Raw genomic sequence first — 18,683 nt, forward strand, 5'->3', positions numbered from 1 at the left:
GACAGCTTCGGAACGCCGCGCGATGCCGGGCGTGACCATGATCGACCAGAGCCAGGCCCGGGCCTCCCTTCCCGCTTTTCGCCGTTCCGTTTCTCGCCCCGCCGCGCTTCGGTGGTTCGCGCTTCAGAGGCCCGCGCCCCGGTGGCCGGCAATGCGCGGCCCTCTTGCCGCCGCTGCGATGGCCGCATTGCTGGCGCCTGTTCGAGCACTTCGGGCGGAGTTTCCAGCACGCCGACCGCCCCGCCCCAGCGCGGCAGCCGGATCCCCGCGGTTCGCCAGCCCTCGCATACCGCGCGCAATCCCAGCATCCAGACCATCCCCGGCGTCGAAGGCGTGATCGGATCGAACGAGGGCCAGCTCGTGCGCATGTTCGGCCAACCCCGTCTCAACGTATGGGAAGGCGATGCCCGCAAACTGCAGTTCACCGGGAACGCCTGCCTGCTGGACATCTTCCTTTACCCCTCGACCAGTTCGAAGGAGCCGGTCGCCACTTATATCGATGCCCGCCGTTCTTCCGACGGACAGGACGTTGACCGCGCCGCCTGCATCGCCGCGCTGCGCAAGCCCTGATCGGCAGGTTGCCCGGGAATCCGGGATACGCGAAAGCGCACCGCGCACATGCGAAAAACGCGCGAGCAGCAAGCCTGCTCGCGGGCGTTTTCGTGTTCCGGCGGAAGGGAACGGCGGATCGGGGCGATCCGCTATTCCCTGATCCGGGTGCCGGGTTACTCGCCGGTTTCTCCGGCAGCCTCGGCAGCGCGCTTGGCTTCGAGCCAGGCGGCGACTTCGGCTTCCTGAGCGGCTTCGCTGGCCGCGCGCGAGGCGGCTTCGCGTTCAGCGCGCAGTTCCTCGATCAGGGCGTCGCGATCGTCGGTCAGACGTTCGTCGCTCTGGCCATCGTCCTGGATGCCGGCCTTCTTGGCGGCCTTGAAGACGATGAAGTCGAGTTCACGCTGCGAACAGAGGCCCAGCGTGACCGGGTCCTTCGGCGTGATGTTGGCAATGTTCCAGTGCGAACGGTCGCGGATCGCGGCGATCGTGTTGCGGGTGGTGCCGATCAGCTTGCCGATCTGCGCGTCCGAAACCTCGGGGTGGTTGCGCAGGATCCATGCGATGCCGTCGGGCTTGTCCTGACGCTTGGACACCGGCGTGTAGCGCGGGCCCTTGGTACGGCTGGAGGTGACCGGAACCTTGTGCATACGGAGTTTGTACTCCGGGTTTGCCTGGCCCTTCTCGATCTCTTCCATGGTCAGTTCGCCCGAACGCACGGGATCGCGTCCGGTATACTTGCTGGATGCCAGGTCATCGGCCATCGCCTGAACTTCGAGCATGTGCAGGCCGCAGAACTCTGCGATCTGCTCGAAGGTCAACGCAGTGGTATCGACCAGCCACGAGGCGGTCGCGTGCGGCATCAGCGGAGTGGGCTGGCTCATGTCTCTATCTCCGGCGGAAACAATAAGGGCCGCCCCTTCGCGGAGCGGCCGTACAGAGCCGATTTAGGGAAACTTTGTCCATTCGGCAAGCAAAAGCCTAGCTTTCGGCAACTCTGTTCTGCTTGCCGCTGCTGCGATTCGTCCCGGACCCGATCAGACTTCGAGCACGATCTTTCCAACGTGGTCGCCCGCCTCCATCCGCGCATGGGCCGCAGCGGCCTCGGCGAGCGGGAATCGGGTGTCCATGACCGGGCGCAGCACCCCATCCTCGACCAGCGGCCAGGCATTGGCGCGAATCTCCTGGGCGAGCAGCGCCTTGAACGAATCCGTGCGCGGACGCAGCGTCGATCCGGTCAGCGTGTACCGGCGGCTCATGACGACGGCCATGTTGATTTCCGCCTTCGCGCCGCCCTGCACGGCAATGGTGACATGCCGGCCATCGGGCGCAAGGCACTTCAGATTGCGCGAGACGTAATCTCCCGCGATCATGTCCAGCACGAGGTCCACGCCCCTGCCCCCAGTGATCCGGGCGACTTCCTCGACGAAATCGGCACTCTTGTAGTCGATCGCATGGTCGGCGCCGATCTCCAGCGCGCGGGCGCACTTGGCGGGCGAACCGCAGGTCACGATCACGGTAAGGCCGAACTGGCGGCACAGCATGGTTGCCATGGTGCCGATGCCGCTGGTGCCGCCATGGATGAGGATGGTCTCCCCTTCCCGCGCCCAGCCGCGTTCGAACACGTTGTGCCACACAGTAAACAGGGTCTCGGGCAAGGCCGCCGCCTCAGCGAGAGAAAGCGATTCGGGCACCGGGAGGCAGGCGCCCACCTTGGCGATGCAATATTCGGCATAACCGCCGCCCGCCACCAGTGCGCAGACGGCCTGCCCCGGCACGAATTCGCTCACGCCTTCGCCCAGCGCGGCGATCCGGCCCGAGATTTCCAGCCCCGGCAGCGGCGATGCGCCGGGCGGCGGCGGATACTTGCCCTGTCGCTGCACCACGTCCGGACGATTGACGCCGGCAAAGGCAACCCTGACGAGAACCTCGCCGGAACCGGGCGACGGAACGGGCACGGTCACGGGCCGGAGAACCTCGGGACCGCCGGGCGCTTCGAAGCCGATCGCGGTCATCGTACTGGGTAGGTTGGCTAACATGATCATCCTGTTGCCACAGTCCCACTTTGAAGTGGAACATAATTTCTGGCCATTGACAGTGCCGAAGTACAGTCCGATGCTGCATTGCAATGGACGACGACGATCGACCGCGGCGGTGGTCATCCGAGAACAACCCCGGAAGGGCTGAACTTGGTGCCGCCAGCCTTCTCGCCAGCGAAAGCCTAGATCGCTTTTCGCTGGACGAACTCGACGCACGCGTCACGCTTCTCGAAGCAGAAATCGAACGCATCAAGGCTCACCGGCAGAAATCGGCCGCGCACATGCGCGCCGCGGATGCCCTGTTCAGGCCGAAGCAATCATGATCGTCGTCACACTGGGCCCGATCCCGGACCTTACCTTTCACGTCAACCTCGCAACCCTCCTGAGCGACCCTATATATGAGTTGAAACGAAGCCCTATCAAAACTCCCCCGCAAGGAGAGTCTCCCTCCCAAATGAAAGTCTTCTAGATGCCAAGTTTCGCGCAAAGCCTGGAAAAGACACTGCACTCGGCCCTGTCGCACGCTTCCGAGCGCAGCCATGAGTACGCCACGCTAGAGCACCTGCTGCTCGCCCTGATCGACGATCCGGACGCGGCACAGGTCATGCAGGCATGTGGCGTGGACCTTGGCGACCTCGGTGACGTGGTGCGCCAGTACCTTGACCAGGAATACCAGTCGCTCAAGACCGAGGAAAAGGGCGATCCCGCCCCCACGGCAGGTTTCCAGCGCGTGATCCAGCGCGCGATCCTGCACGTCCAGTCCTCTGGCAAGGATACCGTCACCGGCGCCAACGTGCTGGTCGCGCTGTTCTCCGAACGCGATTCCTACGCCGTCTACTTCCTGCAGCAGCAGGACATGAGCCGCCTCGACGCCGTCAGCTACATCAGCCACGGCATCGGCAAGGGCGGCAAGCGCGTGGAAGACCGCAGCTCCAAGGGCAACGAGGAACACGCCCCCACGCCCGAGGAAAAGGCCGAGGCCAAGAACGCCAGCAAGAAGGATTCGGCGCTCGACCAGTTCACCGTCAATCTCAACGAGAAGGCGCTGCTGGGCAAGGTCGACCCGCTGATCGGCCGCGGCCCCGAGGTGGACCGCACGATCCAGATCCTCTGCCGCCGTTCGAAGAACAACCCGCTCTATGTGGGCGATCCCGGCGTTGGCAAGACCGCCATCGCCGAAGGTCTGGCGCGCAAGATCGTCGAAGGCGAAGTGCCCGAAGTCCTGGCCGAAGCGGTGATCTACTCGCTCGACATGGGCAGCCTGCTGGCCGGCACCCGCTATCGCGGCGACTTCGAGGAACGCCTGAAGCAGGTCGTCTCCGAACTGGAGAAGATGCCGCACGCGATCCTGTTCATCGACGAGATCCACACGGTGATCGGCGCCGGCGCCACCAGCGGCGCGCGATGGATGCCTCGAACCTGCTCAAGCCCGCGCTGTCGGGCGGGACGATCCGCTGCATCGGTTCGACCACCTACAAGGAGTTCCGCAACCACTTCGAGAAGGACCGCGCCCTGCTGCGCCGGTTCCAGAAGATCGACGTGAACGAACCCACCGTGGAAGACACGATCAAGATCCTGCGCGGCCTGCGTACCGCGTTCGAGGAACACCACAAGGTCAAGTACACGCCGGACGCGATCAAGACCGCGGTCGAACTTTCGGCGCGCTACATCAATGATCGCAAGCTGCCCGACAAGGCGATCGACGTGATCGACGAAGTGGGCGCGATGCAGATGCTGGTGCCCCCCAGCCGCCGCAAGAAGACGATCACCGCCCGCGAGATCGAGCAGGTGATCGCCACGATGGCGCGCATCCCGCCCAAGTCGGTCAGCTCGGACGACAAGAAGGCGCTCGAAAATCTCGAACGCGACCTGAAGCGCGTGGTGTTCGGCCAGGACAAGGCGATCGGGGTGCTTTCCACCGCGATGAAGCTGAGCCGTGCGGGGCTTCGCGATCCGGACAAGCCGATCGGCTCGTTCCTGTTCTCCGGCCCTACCGGCGTCGGCAAGACTGAAGTGGCCAAGCAGCTCGCCGCGGTCATGGGCATTCCGATGCAGCGCTTCGACATGTCCGAATACATGGAGCGTCACTCGGTCAGCCGCCTGATCGGCGCGCCTCCGGGCTATGTCGGGTTCGATCAGGGCGGGTTGCTCACCGATGCCGTCGACCAGCAGCCGCATGCGGTCCTGCTTCTCGACGAAATCGAAAAGGCGCACCCCGACCTGTTCAACATCCTGCTGCAGGTGATGGACAACGGCCGCCTGACCGACCACCACGGCAAGACCGTGGACTTCCGCAATATCGTGCTCATCATGACCACGAACGCGGGCGCATCGGACATGGCCAAGTCGGGCATCGGTTTCGGCGACGTTTCCAAGGCGGATGCCGGCGAGGAAGCGGTGAAGCAGCTCTTCACCCCGGAATTCCGCAACCGTCTCGATGCTATCGTGCCCTTCGCCTATCTCGGCAAGGAAACGATCAGCCGGGTCGTGGACAAGTTCATTCTCCAGCTCGAACTCCAGCTGGCCGACCAGAACGTCCACATCCAGTTCGACTCCGATGCGCGCGAATGGCTCGGCCACCGCGGCTATGACAAGCTCTACGGTGCCCGCCCGATGTCGCGCGTCATTCAGGAGAAGGTCAAGCAGCCGCTGGCGGAAGAACTGCTGTTCGGCAAGCTGGCGCAGGGCGGCGAGGTTCACGTCTCCGTCAAGGAAGACGCGCTGAACTTCGAACTGACGCCCGCCGCGCCCAAGGTGGTCAAGGGCAAGAAGGCCCCGGCCGCAAAGAAGTCGGCCAAGAAGCCCGGTCCCCAGTCGGAAGCCAACGCGGACGACTGATCGCACGGCCCCCGCGGGCCAGCAGGATCGACGATCAGGAAATGGGGCGGGAACCACAGGGTTCCTGCCCCATTTTGCTCACATGCCTCGCGATTTCTCCTGGATCCGACCTGAGCCCTGGGGAATCCACGTCGTCCCCGCCGATTGCTGGATCGATCCCTCCCGCCCGGTGGCGCGGGCACTGGTGACTCATGGCCACTCGGACCATGCGCGCGGCGGACACGGCGAAACGGTCGCCACGCCGGAAACGCTGGCCATCATGAAGTTGCGCTACGCAACTTCCGAGGGCGCCGTGCCGGTCGCCTATCATGAGACGCTGAAGCTCGCCGGCGGCGTATCGGCCACTTACATCCCCGCCGGGCATGTCTTGGGCTCGGCACAGATTCTCCTCGAACATGCCGGCGAGCGCATCATCGTGACCGGCGATTTCAAGCGCCGCGCCGATCCCACCTGCCCGCCCTTCGAAGTGACGCCCTGCGATGTCCTCATCACCGAAGCCACCTTCGGCCTTCCCGTATTCCGCCACCCCCCCGTCGAGCACGAGATCGCCAGACTGCTCTCCGCCCTCGCCGTCAATCCGCAGCGCTGCGTGCTGGTCGGTGCCTATGCCCTCGGCAAGGCGCAGCGCCTGATCGCCGAACTGCGCCGCGCAGGACATCATGACGCCATCTACCTGCATGGCGCGATGGAGCGGATGTGCCGTCTTTACGAGGAACTCGGCGTCGATCTCGGCGAACTGCGGCTGGTGAGTGACGTCACGAAGTCGGACCTCGCCGGAAGCGTGGTCATCGCCCCGCCTTCCGCCCTCAACGACCGCTGGAGCCGCCGCCTCCCCGATCCGATCACCGCCATGGCCTCGGGCTGGATGCGGGTGCGCCAGCGCGCCCGGCAGCGGATGGTCGAACTGCCGCTGGTGATCTCCGATCATGCGGATTGGGACGAACTGACTCAAACCGTGATCGACGTGAATCCTGCCGAGACCTGGATCACGCATGGGCGCGAGGAAGCGATGCTGCGCTGGTGCCAGTTGAATCAGCGAACCGCGCGGGCGCTGGCGCTGGTGGGATACGAGGATGAAGATGATTGAGAGGATTCGCGCAAAGACGCGCAAACCCGCGGCAACCGGAAAGCGCGCCGTCAGCGTGCAGCCGCGCCCCTGCCGGTCCGGCTTTGCCTGTCCCTGATGGAACGCTTCGCCGCCCTTCTGGACGCTCTGGTCTATACCCGCAGCCGGAACGCCAAGCTCAAGCTCCTGGCCGACTACCTGCATGATACGCCTGACCCCGATCGCGGATGGGCGCTGGCCGCGCTGACGGACGGGCTCGATTTTCCCGCCGTGAAGAGCTCGACGATCCGCAACCTCATGGGCGAGCGGATCGACCCGATCCTCTGGACCCTGAGCCGGGATTATGTCGGCGATTCCGCCGAGACTGCCAGCCTGCTCTGGCCCGGGCCCGAGAGCCCGCCCGATCCGCCGACCGTTACCCAGGCCGTGGACGCCCTCTCCCGCATGACCCGCGCCAATGTCATGGCCGAACTGCCGCGCCTGTTGGACCGGCTCGATGCGGAAGGACGCTATGCACTGCTCAAGCTCGCCACAGGCGCAATGCGGATCGGCATCTCGGCCCGACTGGCCAAGACCGCGTTCGCGCAGGCTTTCGATGTTCCCGTAGAGGATGTGGAGGAGCACTGGCACGGCCAGCAGCCTCCTTATGCCGCCCTGTTCGACTGGGCCGCACACGGCGCCGAGCCCCCCTCATCCGAAGACCTGCCCCTGTTCCGCCCCTTCATGCTGGCGCATCCGCTGGAGGATACCGAGCTCGATCTTGCCGACTATGCGGCCGAGTGGAAGTGGGATGGCATTCGCGTGCAGGTCGTTCGCGTTGCCGGGGAAACGCGGGTCTACTCCCGCTCGGGCGACGATATTTCCGGCACCTTCCCCGAGATTGCCGCAGCACTCCATAGCGACGCGGCGCTTGATGGCGAACTGCTGGTGCGCGGCATGCACCAGGGCGGCGAGGAAGGCGGCGCGGCCAGCTTCAACGCGCTTCAGCAGCGGCTCGGCCGCAAGCTGGTGTCCAGGAAGATGCTGGCGGAATATCCGGCGTTCGTGAGGCTCTATGATGCTCTCATCATCGAAGGCGAAGACCTGCGCGCGCTTCCCTGGCGAGTGCGGCGGGAGCGTCTGGAGGCGGTCGTTCCCAGGCTCGATCCCGCGCACTTCGATCTCAGCACCGTGATCCCCGCGAGCGACTTCGCCGAACTCGCCGCCATTCGCGAACGTGCACGGGACGACGCGATCGAGGGGCTGATGCTCAAGCGCCGCGACAGTCCCTATGTCGCCGGCCGCAAGACCGGCCTCTGGTACAAGTGGAAGCGCGATCCCCTGCTGATCGACTGCGTGCTGATGTACGCCCAGCGCGGCAGCGGAAAGCGTTCGTCCTTCTATTCCGACTACACCTTCGGCTGCTGGGACGGCGACGCGGACGATATCGCGAATGGCGGCGCGGAACTGCTCCCCGTCGGCAAGGCCTACTTCGGCTTCACGGACGAGGAATTGAAATGGCTGGACCGCCACGTCCGCAACCACACCGTCAATCGCTTTGGCCCAGTGCGCGAGACGGACAAGTCGCTGGTGCTGGAAGTGGCCTTCGATTCGGTTCATCTCAGCAAGCGGCACAAGTCCGGCCTCGCCATGCGCTTCCCCCGCATTCACCGTATCCGCATGGACAAGCCAGCCCATGAGGCGGACCGGATTGAGACCCTGAAGGCGATGATCCGGGATTGACCGGGATCAAGTTCCACGTGGAACAGATCGGCTAGAGCGGGGATGCTCTCCTTTCCGCGCCCGGAGTTTTGCCCGTGACGACCCAGACCGAAGCCCCCGCTACCCCGCACGACATGATCGGCGGCGCGCCTGTTTTCGACGCGATTGCCAATCGTTTCTACGACCTGATGGAGCAGGACCCGGCCTATGCCGAACTTCGAGCGATGCATGCCGAAGACCTCGAACCGATGCGCCGCTCACTGCCCCGTTTCCTCGCCGGTTGGGCGGGCGGCCCGCGTGACTGGTTCGAGGCCAATCCCGGCAAATGCATGATGAGCCTGCACAAGGACTTTCCCATCGATCGCATGACGGCCGAACAATGGGCGGAAGCGATGGCCCGCGCCATTGCCGAGGTCGCACCCGAACCTGCGAACATCGCGCAGGCCATGACCGATGTGCTGACCCGGATGGCCCGGGGAATGGCGCGATAGACTGCCCGGCTTTGCCGCGCGTTACCGCGATCGGCAGGACCGCCGCCCTGCCTCCGTCAACGTTCCACGTGGAACTGCTTCTCGCGCGAAGTTGCGCCGCGCAACAATTCCAGCCGTGACGGCGCGAGATCCAGGGCAGCGGCCAGCAGTGCGCGCACCGCCTCGTTAGCCTTGCCGTCTTCCGGCTTGGCCCGCACTTTCACCAGAACGCGGCCGTCGACGATCTCCAGCGTTTCCACTTTCGCGCCGGGCGTGACGCGCACGGCCAGCCTTTGTTCGGAATCGATCAGGGCGCGCACGGCCTCTGCCGGCGGCAACATGGCCTTCGGCTTGGCCATCAGCCTTACAGACCCAGCGCCTCGGCATGAAGGCGGCCATTCACGACATAGCCTTTCACACCGGCCTGATTGGCCGCGATGGCATCGTCATCGAGGTCGCGCAGATACTTCGCCGGTCGCCCCATCCAGAGCTGTCTTGCACCGATGCGCTTACCGGTAAGCTGCGCACCGGCCGCCAGCATGCCATCGGATTCGATATGGCTGCCGTCCATCACGATCGCGCCGAGGCCGACGAAGGCGCGGTCTTCCAGCGTCGAACCGTGAATCATCGCCATGTGCCCGATCAGCACGTCTTCCCCGATGAGCGTCGCATAGCCTTCCGGCCGGGTGGGCTTGGGGCTGTCGCAATGAATCACGGTGCCGTCCTGCACATTCGTCCGCGCGCCGATCACGACGCGATTGACGTCGGCGCGGATCACGCAGTTGTACCAGATGCTGACGTCCGGCCCGATCTCGACATCGCCGATGATACGGCAGCCGGGGGCGATGAACGCGCTCGAATGAATCCGCGGCGCCTTGCCGTGGATGGCGGCCACGGTGATATCGGTTCGGTTTTGAATCATCCTGCCCTCTTCCCGCCGCGCCGGTTCAGCGCGGCTGCGCGGCCCATTCCTCGCGCGTGATCGAATAAACGATGGTGTGCCGCAGCGGTGGCTCGAAGCGCAAGTCGTCGTAATCGAGTTCCTGGCGCCTACGCATGCCCAGGCGGCGCATGAGCCCCCAGCTCGGCTCGTTCTCGATCACGGTGATGGCGAAGATTTCCTCCGCGCCGAACTGCCCGAAGCCGGCATCGAGCGAGGCGGCGGCGGCTTCCTTCGCATAGCCCTTGCCGTGCGAGTCACTGCGCAGCCGCCAGCCGATCTCGAACGCGCCGAGGAACGAAGCCCCCGGCGCGTCGATCTTCTTGAGACCGCAAAAGCCGAGCATCTCCCCGGACAGGTCACCGCCATCGGCCTTCCGCTCGGCGATCCAGAACGTGTGCCCCCAGCTTTCATGGAAGCCGAGCATCCGGGCTTCAGAAGCCGCCAGCCGCTCCGCATCCATCACCCCGCCCAGCCAGCGCATGACCTGCGGGGTATTGGTGACTTCGGCGAAGCGCGCGATGTCGCCCGGTTGCCAGTTTCGCAGCACCAGACGGTCCGTCTCCAGTCGGAACGCCGTCATGACGTCACTTCTGCAGGAGGCGTGCGGCGTGGACGGCGTGATATGTCAGCACGCCCGAAGCACCCGCCCGCTTGAAGGCCAGAAGGGTTTCCAGCACCATCGCATCGCGGTCCGCCGCGCCGGCCGCTACCGCCGCCTCGATCATCGCGTACTCGCCCGAAACCTGATAGGCGAAAACGGGAACCTCGAAGGTTTCCTTCACCCGGCGCAGAATATCGAGATAGGGCAGGCCCGGCTTGACCATGACGCTGTCGGCGCCTTCATCGAGATCCATCTCGACCTCGCGCAGCGCTTCCTCGGCATTGGCCGGGTCTATCTGATAGGTCTTCTTGTCACCCTTGAGCAGGCCGCGCGTGTTCACCGCGTCGCGGAACGGACCGTAGAACGCCGAGGCATATTTCGCGGCGTAGCTCATGATCTGGACGTTGACGAAGCCCTCGTCCTCCAGTGCATCGCGAATGGCGCCGATGCGGCCGTCCATCATGTCGGAGGGGGCGATGATGTCGGCCCCTGCCCGCGCCTGATTCAGCGACTGGCCGACCAGCACTTCGACCGTCTCGTCATTGAGCACGTAGCCGTCGTCGTCCACGAGCCCGTCCTGCCCGTGGGTGGTATAGGGATCGAGCGCGACATCGGTCAGCAGGCCGATCCGGTCGCCAAGTTCATCGCGGATGGCGCGCAGCGCGCGGCACATGAGGTTGTCGGGGTTGAGCGCTTCGGCGCCGTTATCGCTGCGCCGGTCGGGCTGGGTGTCGGGGAACAGCGCAAGGCAGGGAATGCCGAGATCCGCCGCTTCTTTGGCACGCTGGACCATCAGGTCCACCGACCAGCGCGACACGCCCGGCAGCGAGGCGATGGGCTGTTCGACGCCCGAACCCTCGGTCACGAAGACTGGCCAGATCAGGTCGGCAGGGGTCAGCACCGTCTCACGGTGCATGGCGCGGCTCCAGGCCGTGGCGCGCGCGCGGCGCAGGCGGGTATGGGGATATGCTCCGGTCATGACAGGGTGATTGCCGGAAAAGCGCAGGCGGTTCAATGAGACGGACTGTCCAAGGCATCAACCCAGGTTGTGCGAAACGGCAGCGCCCTTATTCGGCCGGTTTGGGGGCCAGCCGGTCGATCTCGCGCTGCGCTTCGGTCGGGCCGTCGGCAGGGGCGGCGATATCGCCAAGCGCCTCGCCGGGCTGGACGCCGAGCAGCGCGTTCATTCGCGCCTTGAAGGCATCCTTCTCCTTGCCGTCGATCTGCGGTCGCGAAATGAAACGCAGACCCGACGGATTGATCGTCTGCCCCCCGCGATAGGCTTCGAAGTGAAGATGCGGCCCGGTGGAAAGGCCCGTCGAGCCGACATAGCCGATCACCTGCCCGGCCTTGACCCGCGCGCCTCGGGCCACGGCGATACGGCTCATGTGGCCATAGCCGGTATCGAGGCCGCCTCCGTGGCTCAGGCGCACATAATTGCCGTGCCCGCCATGCCGTCCCGCAAAGTTCACCACGCCGTCGGCCACGGCATAGATCGGCGAGCCATAGGCCGCGCCATAGTCGATCCCGGCGTGCATGCGAACGTAGCCGAGAATCGGATGACGGCGCTTGCCGTAAGGCGAGGTCATGTGCCCGGCGACCGGCATTCCTCCCGGCGCCCCTCGTGCCTGGGTAAGCGCGGATGCGGCGAACATTTCGCCGTCCTTGCCCCAGCGCAGCAATTGCACGCGCGGTTTCCCGCCGTGATCGAGCCCGGCATAGAGCAGTTCTCCCACCTCGCGCTCGCCCTTGGCGGAGCGCTTGTAGGCAACGACGATGTCGAACTGGTCCTGCGCGGCGATGTCGCTTTCCAGGCTCAGATACTTGTCGATGGCGCGCAGGTAGGACTGGATCGCCCCCACCGGCGCGCCTGCATTGCGGGCGGAACGGTAAAGGCTTGAACCCACCGTGCCGCGAATGCGCAGCGGCGTCTCGTCCACGCGGATCGGATGGCGCACCAGCGCAAGGTTGCCGCCGGGGCCGCGCTCCACCGAAACATCGAGATCGAAGCGGGCGCGGAAATCCATCGAGTCCATCGCCCGAGGAGCGTTCGGTGCCGGGCGGCGGCCCATGGTAATGTCGAAACGCGTGCCGGAGGAAAGATCGCCCAACGGCACCGCCTGACTCACGAGCCCCGCAATCTGCGAGACGTCCGTCGCCCCCACGCCAACCCGCTCCAGCATGCGGGCGAAACTGTCCCCCTGCGCCAGCGTCGAGACGATCTGGATCGAGGGACGCTCCGGCACCCCGGCCAGCGGACGCACCAGCGGGCTCGCACCCATGTGGCGGCCGCTGTCGGCACCCAGCGCCAGCGGTGAAATGGTCTGGCTGCGAAACTCGTCGCGGCTGCGATCGGCGATCGGCATCGCGGTGGCCGCTTCCACCGCGGCGAAATCGGGCCACATGGCAATGGCCGCGGCACTGAGGCCCAGCAGCGTGGCAAGCCCCCGGAACCAGCGGCGACTGCCGATGTCGCAGGCCAGGTCCGGCGCGATCTCGGCATCATGGCACCAGCGTTCGATACCCTGCTTCCAGCGGGTCAGGATCGGTGGTTTTCCGGGAATCGAAACGCCGGATGCCGGCGCATGATCGTGCAGCACCTGGTCGTGCGAGAGCGCCGCGACATGCGCCGCGACATCGCCACCCTGATCCTGTGCCCTGAACAAATTGCCACTTCCCGCGTTCACGCCCGAACTTGCGGCGCGTGCTGCAAACGACCTGTCGGCCCCGGCCTGATCCCGCGAACCGGCGGCTCATGGGGCGGCCTTCTGCCCCCTCAAGGTTAATCTCCAGCTAACACTGTGGATTTCCACCCCGGTTTTCGATGAGCCGAGACTTGCGGGGGGCTGGAGGCAGTGCCACATTCGGCCTCGCAATGGTTCACGGCCGGCATGTCTCGTCGCGAAACGACGCCCCCAGCGGGGTGAAGGCCGTGCTCGGTCCCACGAATACCGGCAAGACCCACCTCGCCATAGAGCGTCTCTGCGCCCATTCCAGCGGAGCCATCGGCTTCCCGCTCAGATTGCTTGCGCGTGAGGTCTACGACCGGGTCTGCAAGATCAAGGGCGAGCGGAACGTCGCCCTGATCACCGGCGAGGAACGCATCGAACCCAAGGATGCGCGCTACCTGCTCTGCACGGTGGAAGCGATGCCGGTGACGGAGCGCAGCCTCGCCTTCGTGGCCATCGACGAAGCCCAGCTCGGCGCCGACCGCGAGCGCGGCCATGTCTTCACCGACCGCCTGCTTCACGCGCGCGGCCGGGAGGAGACCATGATTCTCGGTTCCTCCACGCTTGAACCGATGGTCAAAGCGCTGGTGCCCGGTGTCGAGGTGATAACCCGGCCGCGTTTCTCAACGCTTTCCCATGCGGGGGCCAGAAAGCTCTCCCGCATCCCGCCGCGCAGCGCCATCGTCGCCTTCTCGGCAGAGCAGGTCTACGCGATTGCGGAAATGCTGCGGCGCTTCCGTGGCGGCGCCGCGGTCGTCATGGGCGCGCTGAGCCCCCAGACGCGCAATGCCCAGGTCGAGCTGTACCAGTCCGGCGAGGTCGATTATCTCGTCGCCACCGACGCTATCGGCATGGGGCTCAACCTCGATGTCGAACATGTCGCCTTTGCCGGACTCTCTAAGTTCGACGGCCAGCGCCACCGGCGGCTCACCACTTCGGAAATGGCCCAGATCGCCGGACGCGCGGGCCGCCACCAGAAGGACGGCACCTTCGGCACGCTCACCGGCTCCGGCGGGCATGATTCGGAATTCGAACCGGACGAAGTCTACGCGATCGAAGAGCACCGCTTCCCTCCGTTGACCAAGCTGTTCTGGCGCGAGCCGGACCCCCGGTTCGACAGCGTGGCAACCCTGATCGCCGACCTCGAAACGCCGCCCCACCGCGATGGGCTCGTCCTCGCGCCCGAAGCGATTGACCTCGCCGTGCTCAAGCGCCTTGCCGACGAAAATCAGGTTGCAGACAGTGTGCGCGGTCACGCCATGGTGCGCCGCTTCTGGGAAGTCTGCCGCCTGCCCGATTTTCGCCAGCAGGGCGTGGAAACCCATTCCCGATTCGTTGCGCGGCTCTGGCAGGACCTGCGCCACGGCGAACTCGGGGCTGACTATATGGCCCAGCAGATCGCCCGGCTCGACATTACCGGCGGCGACATCGACACCCTGCAGGGCCGCATCGCCGCGATCCGCTCCTGGGCCTATATCGCCCAGCGCCCGGACTGGGTTCTCGCCCGTGAGGAAATGGCCGCCCGCGCCCGTGCGGTAGAGGCTCGCCTTTCCGATGCCCTCCATGGCAAACTTACCGAACGATTCATCAACCGCAGGACCGCTGTGCTCATGAAGAAACTCGGCCCCGATGCCGGACTGCTTTCAGTCCGCCTCGAAGACGAGGAAGTCCTGGTCGAAGGCGAGCACATCGGCTCGCTGCACGGCTTTGCCTTCCAGGTCGATCCCGCCGCCCGCCTTTCCGATCGCAAGCTGCTGCTCGCGGCCGCCGAACGGCACCTGCCGGCCCTGCTCCAGTCCCGCGCCGCCGCACTTACCGCCGCGATTCACGAGGGCGTGGCTCCGCTCACCCTCGAAAACGGCAAACTGAGCTGGGAAGGCGAAAAGATCGCCACGCTTTCGGCGGGCCGTTCGCTGCTAGCCCCCCTGCTGGTTCCCGACCGCGTGCTCGACACGATCCCCGCCCCCGCCCGCAAGGAACTGGTGGCCGCGCTGGAAGCCTGGCTGGAAGCGGCACTCGAACCGCTCGCCCCCTTGCGAAAGCTGGATGAGGCAAGCCGGGCCGAGGATGCCGGGCCGGAACTGCGCGCGCTGCTCATCACATTGGTCGATCGCGGCGGCATGATTCCCCGCGAGGGATCAGGCGTAGACCGGGTCGACAAGGCGCGGCGCACGATGCTGGCAAAGCTCGGCGTGCGCGTCGGCGCGCTGGACCTGTTCGTTCCCGCCATGCTGCGCCCCGGACCGATCGCGCTATGGCGCCAGCTCGCAGGGGTCGCCGGAATCAGCCGTGCCGGGAATCCGCCCGATCCGGCAATGCCGCCCGCCATGGATTCGGCGAAGCGTCACAACACTCCGGGATACCGGGACCTCGGCAAGCAACTCGTACGCCTCGACATGGCCGAGAAACTGCTGCGCGAGGCACACGAGGCACGGAGCGGCGCGAGCGGCAACGCCAACAACAACAACAACAACAACGGCAACAGGGGCCCTTCCCGTTCGTTCTCCCTGGATCCGGCACGTGCGGTGTCGATGGGCCTGACGACCGCCAGTTACGCCCGCCTGCTGCGGATCGGCGGATTTCAGGCGCTGGTGCCGCGTCCGCTGGCGGAAGGCGCTTATGGCCCGCCGGCACCGGTGCGCTGGCGCTGGCGTCCGCCGCGGCGTGAAGCCGAGGAAATCCGGCCGGCGCCCCAGCGCAGCGATGGCGCCTTTGCGGCACTTGGCGAGCTTCTTGGTGCGGGCCGGGGCCGATAGCGATAGGGAGGCAGGGCAAGAATGAGGATCGACAAGCTTCTCTGGTTCCTGCGCCTCACCAAAACGCGCCCCCTTGCCCAGGCGATGGCGGAAGACGGCCATATCCGGCTCAACGGCCGCCGCGTCGAACGGGCCCATCAGAAGGTCGGGCCGGGCGATGTGCTCACCGTTCCGACAGCTGGAGGCGTCCGGGTGATAGAAATCCTTTCCCTTCCGGAGCGCCGCGGCCCTGCCCCCGAGGTGCAAGCCTGCTACAGAGTGCTTGACGCGGGGGCCGATGTTCCCATAGCAGCGGCCAACCGAAACGAGGCCTTCTAAGAGGAATACGCAGCCATGACCTATGTCGTCACCGACAATTGCATCCGGTGCAAGTACATGGATTGCGTCGAAGTCTGTCCGGTGGACTGCTTCTACGAAGGCGAGAACATGCTGGTCATCAATCCCAGCGAATGCATCGACTGCGGCGTCTGCGAGCCTGAGTGCCCCGCCGAAGCGATCCTGCCCGATACCGAGAGCGGGCTTGAGCAGTGGCTCGAACTGAACGCCAAGTATTCGGCGGAATGGCCCAACCTCACCACCAAGAAGGACGCGCCGGAAGACGCGGACGAAATGCGCGGCGAGGAAGGAAAGCTCGAAAAATATTTCTCGCCCGAGCCCGGCGAAGGCGACTGATCTTCGACACGGAACCTTGCGCCAGGGAACCGGTTTCCCTAGCGTATTAGGCACTTGGCGGGCCCTCCTGACCCGCATCGGCACACCCTGGGGCGGGCAACGGCTAACCGTTAGCTCGCCTCTGGTAATTTTATCACATCGATGCTATATAATACCCCAACTGCCCGGGCCTTCTGCCCGTTTGGCAGGCATTTTCATTGCGAGGCAGGGTTCGAAAAGCAAACGGCTGGGAGAGTAATCTGACCGGGCGGCGAAGGCGCTTTTGCGTTTTCACAGTCGCATCCACCCGGGTTTCTCTCACCGTAGGTATGGCAACGAACCTCTGCAGGTGAAAGGACGATACATGGCAACCAGGGCCGATGCCTTCGATGTTGGAGATTACGTCGTTTATCCCAAGCACGGCGTAGGCCGTGTGATCGAGTTGCAGAAGCAGGAAATTGCCGGGATGCAGCTCGACCTCTACGTGCTGCGTTTCGAAAAAGAGCGCATGACCCTGCGCGTTCCTGTGAACAAGGTCGAATCGATCGGCATGCGCAAGCTGTCGTCGGACAAGACCCTGCGCGAAGCTCTCGACACGCTCAAGGGCAAGCCCAAGGTAAAGCGTACCATGTGGTCGCGCCGCGCCCAGGAGTATGAAGCCAAGATCAACTCGGGCGATCTCGTTTCGATCGCCGAAGTGACCCGCGACCTGTTCCGTGCCGACGATCAGCCGGAACAGAGCTATTCCGAACGTCAGATCTTCGAAGCGGCTTCGTCGCGTCTGGCCCGCGAACTCGCGGCCATGGAAAAGACCGATGAACCGGCAGCTCTGAAGAAGATCCTCGCGATCCTCAACGAGTATGCGCCGAAGTACTACGAGAGCGCTGAAGCAGTCTGAACAGACGCAGGGCTACTCGCACGCAAAGGGGCCGCTTCCTTCCCGGAAGCGGCCCCTTTCGTTTGCGCTTTGTAGGCATGACGGCCCGCCCGCAATGATGGAGATATCGATGTTCATTGCCGCGACAGTCTTGTCATGAGAGCCTGTCCGCGATGAACCCACGCGCCCTGCCCTTTTTGGCTCCCGCCGCCGCCCTCCTGCTATCGGGTTGCCTCAGCACTGCAGGCAAGATCGTGACTGCCCCCGTCCGCGTTGCAGGCTCGGCGGTCGACGCCGTGACAACGAGCCAGTCGGAAGCGGATGAGAAACGCGGCCGCCGGATGCGGGAGCAGGAGGAGAAGCTGGGGAAGATGCAGCGGCAGTACCAGAAGCACTTGCGCCAGTGCGATCGGGGAGACCGCCAGGCCTGCAACAAGGCCCGCGATGACTATGCCGAAATGCAGTACCTCATGCCTGGCGCGGTACAGCAGAGGCGCTGAGCCCGATCAGGCGGCTGCCCGGCTCAACCTGTCATTGATTGCTGCCCCGACACCCTCACCGGGAATCGGCGCCACCGCGATCCGGGGCTGATCCGCCGCCGCACCTTCATGGAGGAGCGCATAGAGCCGCGAAGCCGCTTCGATGAGGTCTCCCGAAGGCGACAGACTTACATCGCCCGCCACGTTGCCGAAGCCGATATGGAATTCGTCCTGCTCCGCCATATCGGCATTCAGCCTGACCGGCTTGCCCGGGGCATAGTGGCTCGCGAGCTGTCCCGGAGCCTCGATGGCCTGTGACGTCACGGCGTCGCTATCGACACCCAGAATCTCACGGATATGCGCTTCGGGAATCGGTCCCGGCCGAAGCACTTGCCAACGTCCCTCTTCACGCAGCGCCACGATCGTGGATTCCACGCCCGCTTCGCAAGCACCGCCATCGACAACCGCGTCGACATTCCCGCCTAGCGAGGCCACCACATGCTCCGCACATGTCGGACTCACCCCACCGCTCCGGTTCGCCGACGGGCCGGCAAGCGCCTGGCCCGATTCCGCAATCACCGCCCGCATCACCGGGTGGGCCGGACAGCGCAAGGCAACGGTCGGCAAGCCCGCGGTGACTGCGGCCGCAACCGGCGCGCCTTCACGCAGCGGCAGTACCATGGTCAGCGCACCCGGCCAGAACGCCCGCGCCAGGCGCAGTGCCCGCTCGTCGAAATCCGCAAGCGCCTGCGCCGATGCAAGGTCGGCGATGTGCACGATCAGGGGATTGAAGCTGGGACGGCCCTTGGCGCGGTAAATCGCTGCCACCGATTCATCCCGGTCCGCGCGCGCGGTGAGCCCGTAGACAGTCTCCGTCGGCACTGCCACCAGCCTGCCTTCGCGCAGCAGATGCGCGGCACGCTCTACACCAGCTTGATCTGCCGCCAGCAGTTCGGGTCCGAGGTTGCGCTCCATAGTTCGCCG

General features: G+C 65.2%; 18 protein-coding genes and 1 pseudogene. 11 read left to right on the plus strand and 8 right to left on the minus strand.

The annotated features are described in order from the left end of the window. Window positions 1-111 precede the first annotated feature (111 nt). The gene (locus ADT71_RS28170) at window positions 112-570 is read left to right on the plus strand and encodes a hypothetical protein (RefSeq protein ID WP_231636287.1); all 459 of its coding nucleotides are present in this window, start codon (window positions 112-114) and stop codon (window positions 568-570) included. A 155-nt stretch (window positions 571-725) separates the two neighbouring features. On the opposite strand, the gene ADT71_RS28175 is transcribed toward ADT71_RS28170, so the two are convergent. After that, a complete protein-coding gene (locus tag ADT71_RS28175) occupies window positions 726-1,433 on the minus strand; it encodes a DUF1013 domain-containing protein (RefSeq protein ID WP_054442031.1) in 708 nt (235 codons plus the stop codon). 153 nt (window positions 1,434-1,586) lie between these two features. After that, entirely contained in the window at window positions 1,587-2,588 is a 1,002-nt protein-coding gene (locus ADT71_RS28180; protein ID WP_054442261.1) for an NAD(P)H-quinone oxidoreductase, read from the minus strand. A gap of 89 nt (window positions 2,589-2,677) precedes the next feature. On the opposite strand from ADT71_RS28180, the gene ADT71_RS28185 reads away from it, so the two are divergent. From ADT71_RS28185 to ADT71_RS28205, 5 genes and pseudogenes are all read left to right on the plus strand, one after another. Then, a complete protein-coding gene (locus ADT71_RS28185; RefSeq protein ID WP_054442032.1) occupies window positions 2,678-2,911 on the plus strand; it encodes a DUF1192 domain-containing protein in 234 nt (77 codons plus the stop codon). Between the two features lie 146 nt (window positions 2,912-3,057). After that, window positions 3,058-5,426, plus strand: a pseudogene (gene clpA / locus ADT71_RS28190) (ATP-dependent Clp protease ATP-binding subunit ClpA). A gap of 82 nt (window positions 5,427-5,508) precedes the next feature. After that, window positions 5,509-6,513, plus strand: a complete 1,005-nt coding sequence (locus ADT71_RS28195) for a ligase-associated DNA damage response exonuclease (protein ID WP_054442033.1) — start codon at window positions 5,509-5,511, stop codon at window positions 6,511-6,513. A 96-nt stretch (window positions 6,514-6,609) separates the two neighbouring features. Next, window positions 6,610-8,214: a cisplatin damage response ATP-dependent DNA ligase gene (locus ADT71_RS28200; RefSeq protein WP_054442034.1), complete on the plus strand. Its 1,605-nt coding sequence runs from the start codon at window positions 6,610-6,612 to the stop codon at window positions 8,212-8,214. Between the two features lie 113 nt (window positions 8,215-8,327). After that, the gene (locus ADT71_RS28205; RefSeq protein WP_054442262.1) at window positions 8,328-8,684 is read left to right on the plus strand and encodes a group II truncated hemoglobin; all 357 of its coding nucleotides are present in this window, start codon (window positions 8,328-8,330) and stop codon (window positions 8,682-8,684) included. Window positions 8,685-8,740: 56 nt separating this feature from the next. On the opposite strand, the gene ADT71_RS28210 is transcribed toward ADT71_RS28205, so the two are convergent. The 5 genes from ADT71_RS28210 to ADT71_RS28230 form a co-directional block, all read right to left on the minus strand. After that, complete coding sequence (locus tag ADT71_RS28210) at window positions 8,741-9,022, minus strand: DUF167 domain-containing protein (RefSeq protein ID WP_054442035.1); 282 nt, start codon at window positions 9,020-9,022, stop codon at window positions 8,741-8,743. 5 nt (window positions 9,023-9,027) lie between these two features. Next, window positions 9,028-9,585 (minus strand): gamma carbonic anhydrase family protein, encoded by a 558-nt coding sequence (locus ADT71_RS28215; RefSeq protein ID WP_054442036.1) that lies wholly within the window; start codon window positions 9,583-9,585, stop codon window positions 9,028-9,030. 25 nt (window positions 9,586-9,610) lie between these two features. Beyond that, window positions 9,611-10,186, minus strand: a complete 576-nt coding sequence (locus ADT71_RS28220) for a GNAT family N-acetyltransferase (protein WP_054442037.1) — start codon at window positions 10,184-10,186, stop codon at window positions 9,611-9,613. Window positions 10,187-10,190: 4 nt separating this feature from the next. After that, a complete protein-coding gene (gene hemB, locus ADT71_RS28225) occupies window positions 10,191-11,186 on the minus strand; it encodes a porphobilinogen synthase (RefSeq protein WP_054442038.1) in 996 nt (331 codons plus the stop codon). An 88-nt stretch (window positions 11,187-11,274) separates the two neighbouring features. Further along, window positions 11,275-12,873 carry a M23 family metallopeptidase gene (locus ADT71_RS28230; RefSeq protein ID WP_231636288.1) on the minus strand — a complete coding sequence of 533 codons (1,599 nt, stop codon included), beginning with the start codon at window positions 12,871-12,873 and terminating at the stop codon, window positions 11,275-11,277. Window positions 12,874-13,082: 209 nt separating this feature from the next. Here ADT71_RS28230 and ADT71_RS28235 point away from each other — a divergent pair, with 209 nt between their 5' ends. The 5 genes from ADT71_RS28235 to ADT71_RS28255 all read left to right on the plus strand — a co-directional run bounded on the left by ADT71_RS28235 (window position 13,083) and on the right by ADT71_RS28255 (window position 17,720). Then, window positions 13,083-15,692, plus strand: a complete 2,610-nt coding sequence (locus tag ADT71_RS28235) for a helicase-related protein (protein ID WP_054442040.1) — start codon at window positions 13,083-13,085, stop codon at window positions 15,690-15,692. A 21-nt stretch (window positions 15,693-15,713) separates the two neighbouring features. Beyond that, window positions 15,714-16,010, plus strand: coding sequence for an RNA-binding S4 domain-containing protein (locus tag ADT71_RS28240; protein ID WP_054442041.1), 297 nt, complete (start codon window positions 15,714-15,716; stop codon window positions 16,008-16,010). A gap of 15 nt (window positions 16,011-16,025) precedes the next feature. After that, window positions 16,026-16,364 (plus strand): ferredoxin FdxA, encoded by a 339-nt coding sequence (gene fdxA / locus ADT71_RS28245; protein WP_054442042.1) that lies wholly within the window; start codon window positions 16,026-16,028, stop codon window positions 16,362-16,364. A 343-nt stretch (window positions 16,365-16,707) separates the two neighbouring features. Beyond that, on the plus strand, window positions 16,708-17,241 hold the full coding sequence (locus tag ADT71_RS28250) for a CarD family transcriptional regulator (RefSeq protein ID WP_054442043.1): 534 nt from the start codon (window positions 16,708-16,710) through the stop codon (window positions 17,239-17,241). A gap of 152 nt (window positions 17,242-17,393) precedes the next feature. After that, window positions 17,394-17,720: a DUF6726 family protein gene (locus tag ADT71_RS28255; RefSeq protein ID WP_054442044.1), complete on the plus strand. Its 327-nt coding sequence runs from the start codon at window positions 17,394-17,396 to the stop codon at window positions 17,718-17,720. Window positions 17,721-17,726: 6 nt separating this feature from the next. On the opposite strand, the gene ADT71_RS28260 is transcribed toward ADT71_RS28255, so the two are convergent. Continuing rightward, entirely contained in the window at window positions 17,727-18,674 is a 948-nt protein-coding gene (locus ADT71_RS28260; RefSeq protein WP_054442045.1) for an L-threonylcarbamoyladenylate synthase, read from the minus strand. Window positions 18,675-18,683 lie beyond the last annotated feature (9 nt).

The organism is Novosphingobium sp. ST904 (assembly GCF_001298105.1).
Taxonomy (GTDB): domain Bacteria; phylum Pseudomonadota; class Alphaproteobacteria; order Sphingomonadales; family Sphingomonadaceae; genus Novosphingobium.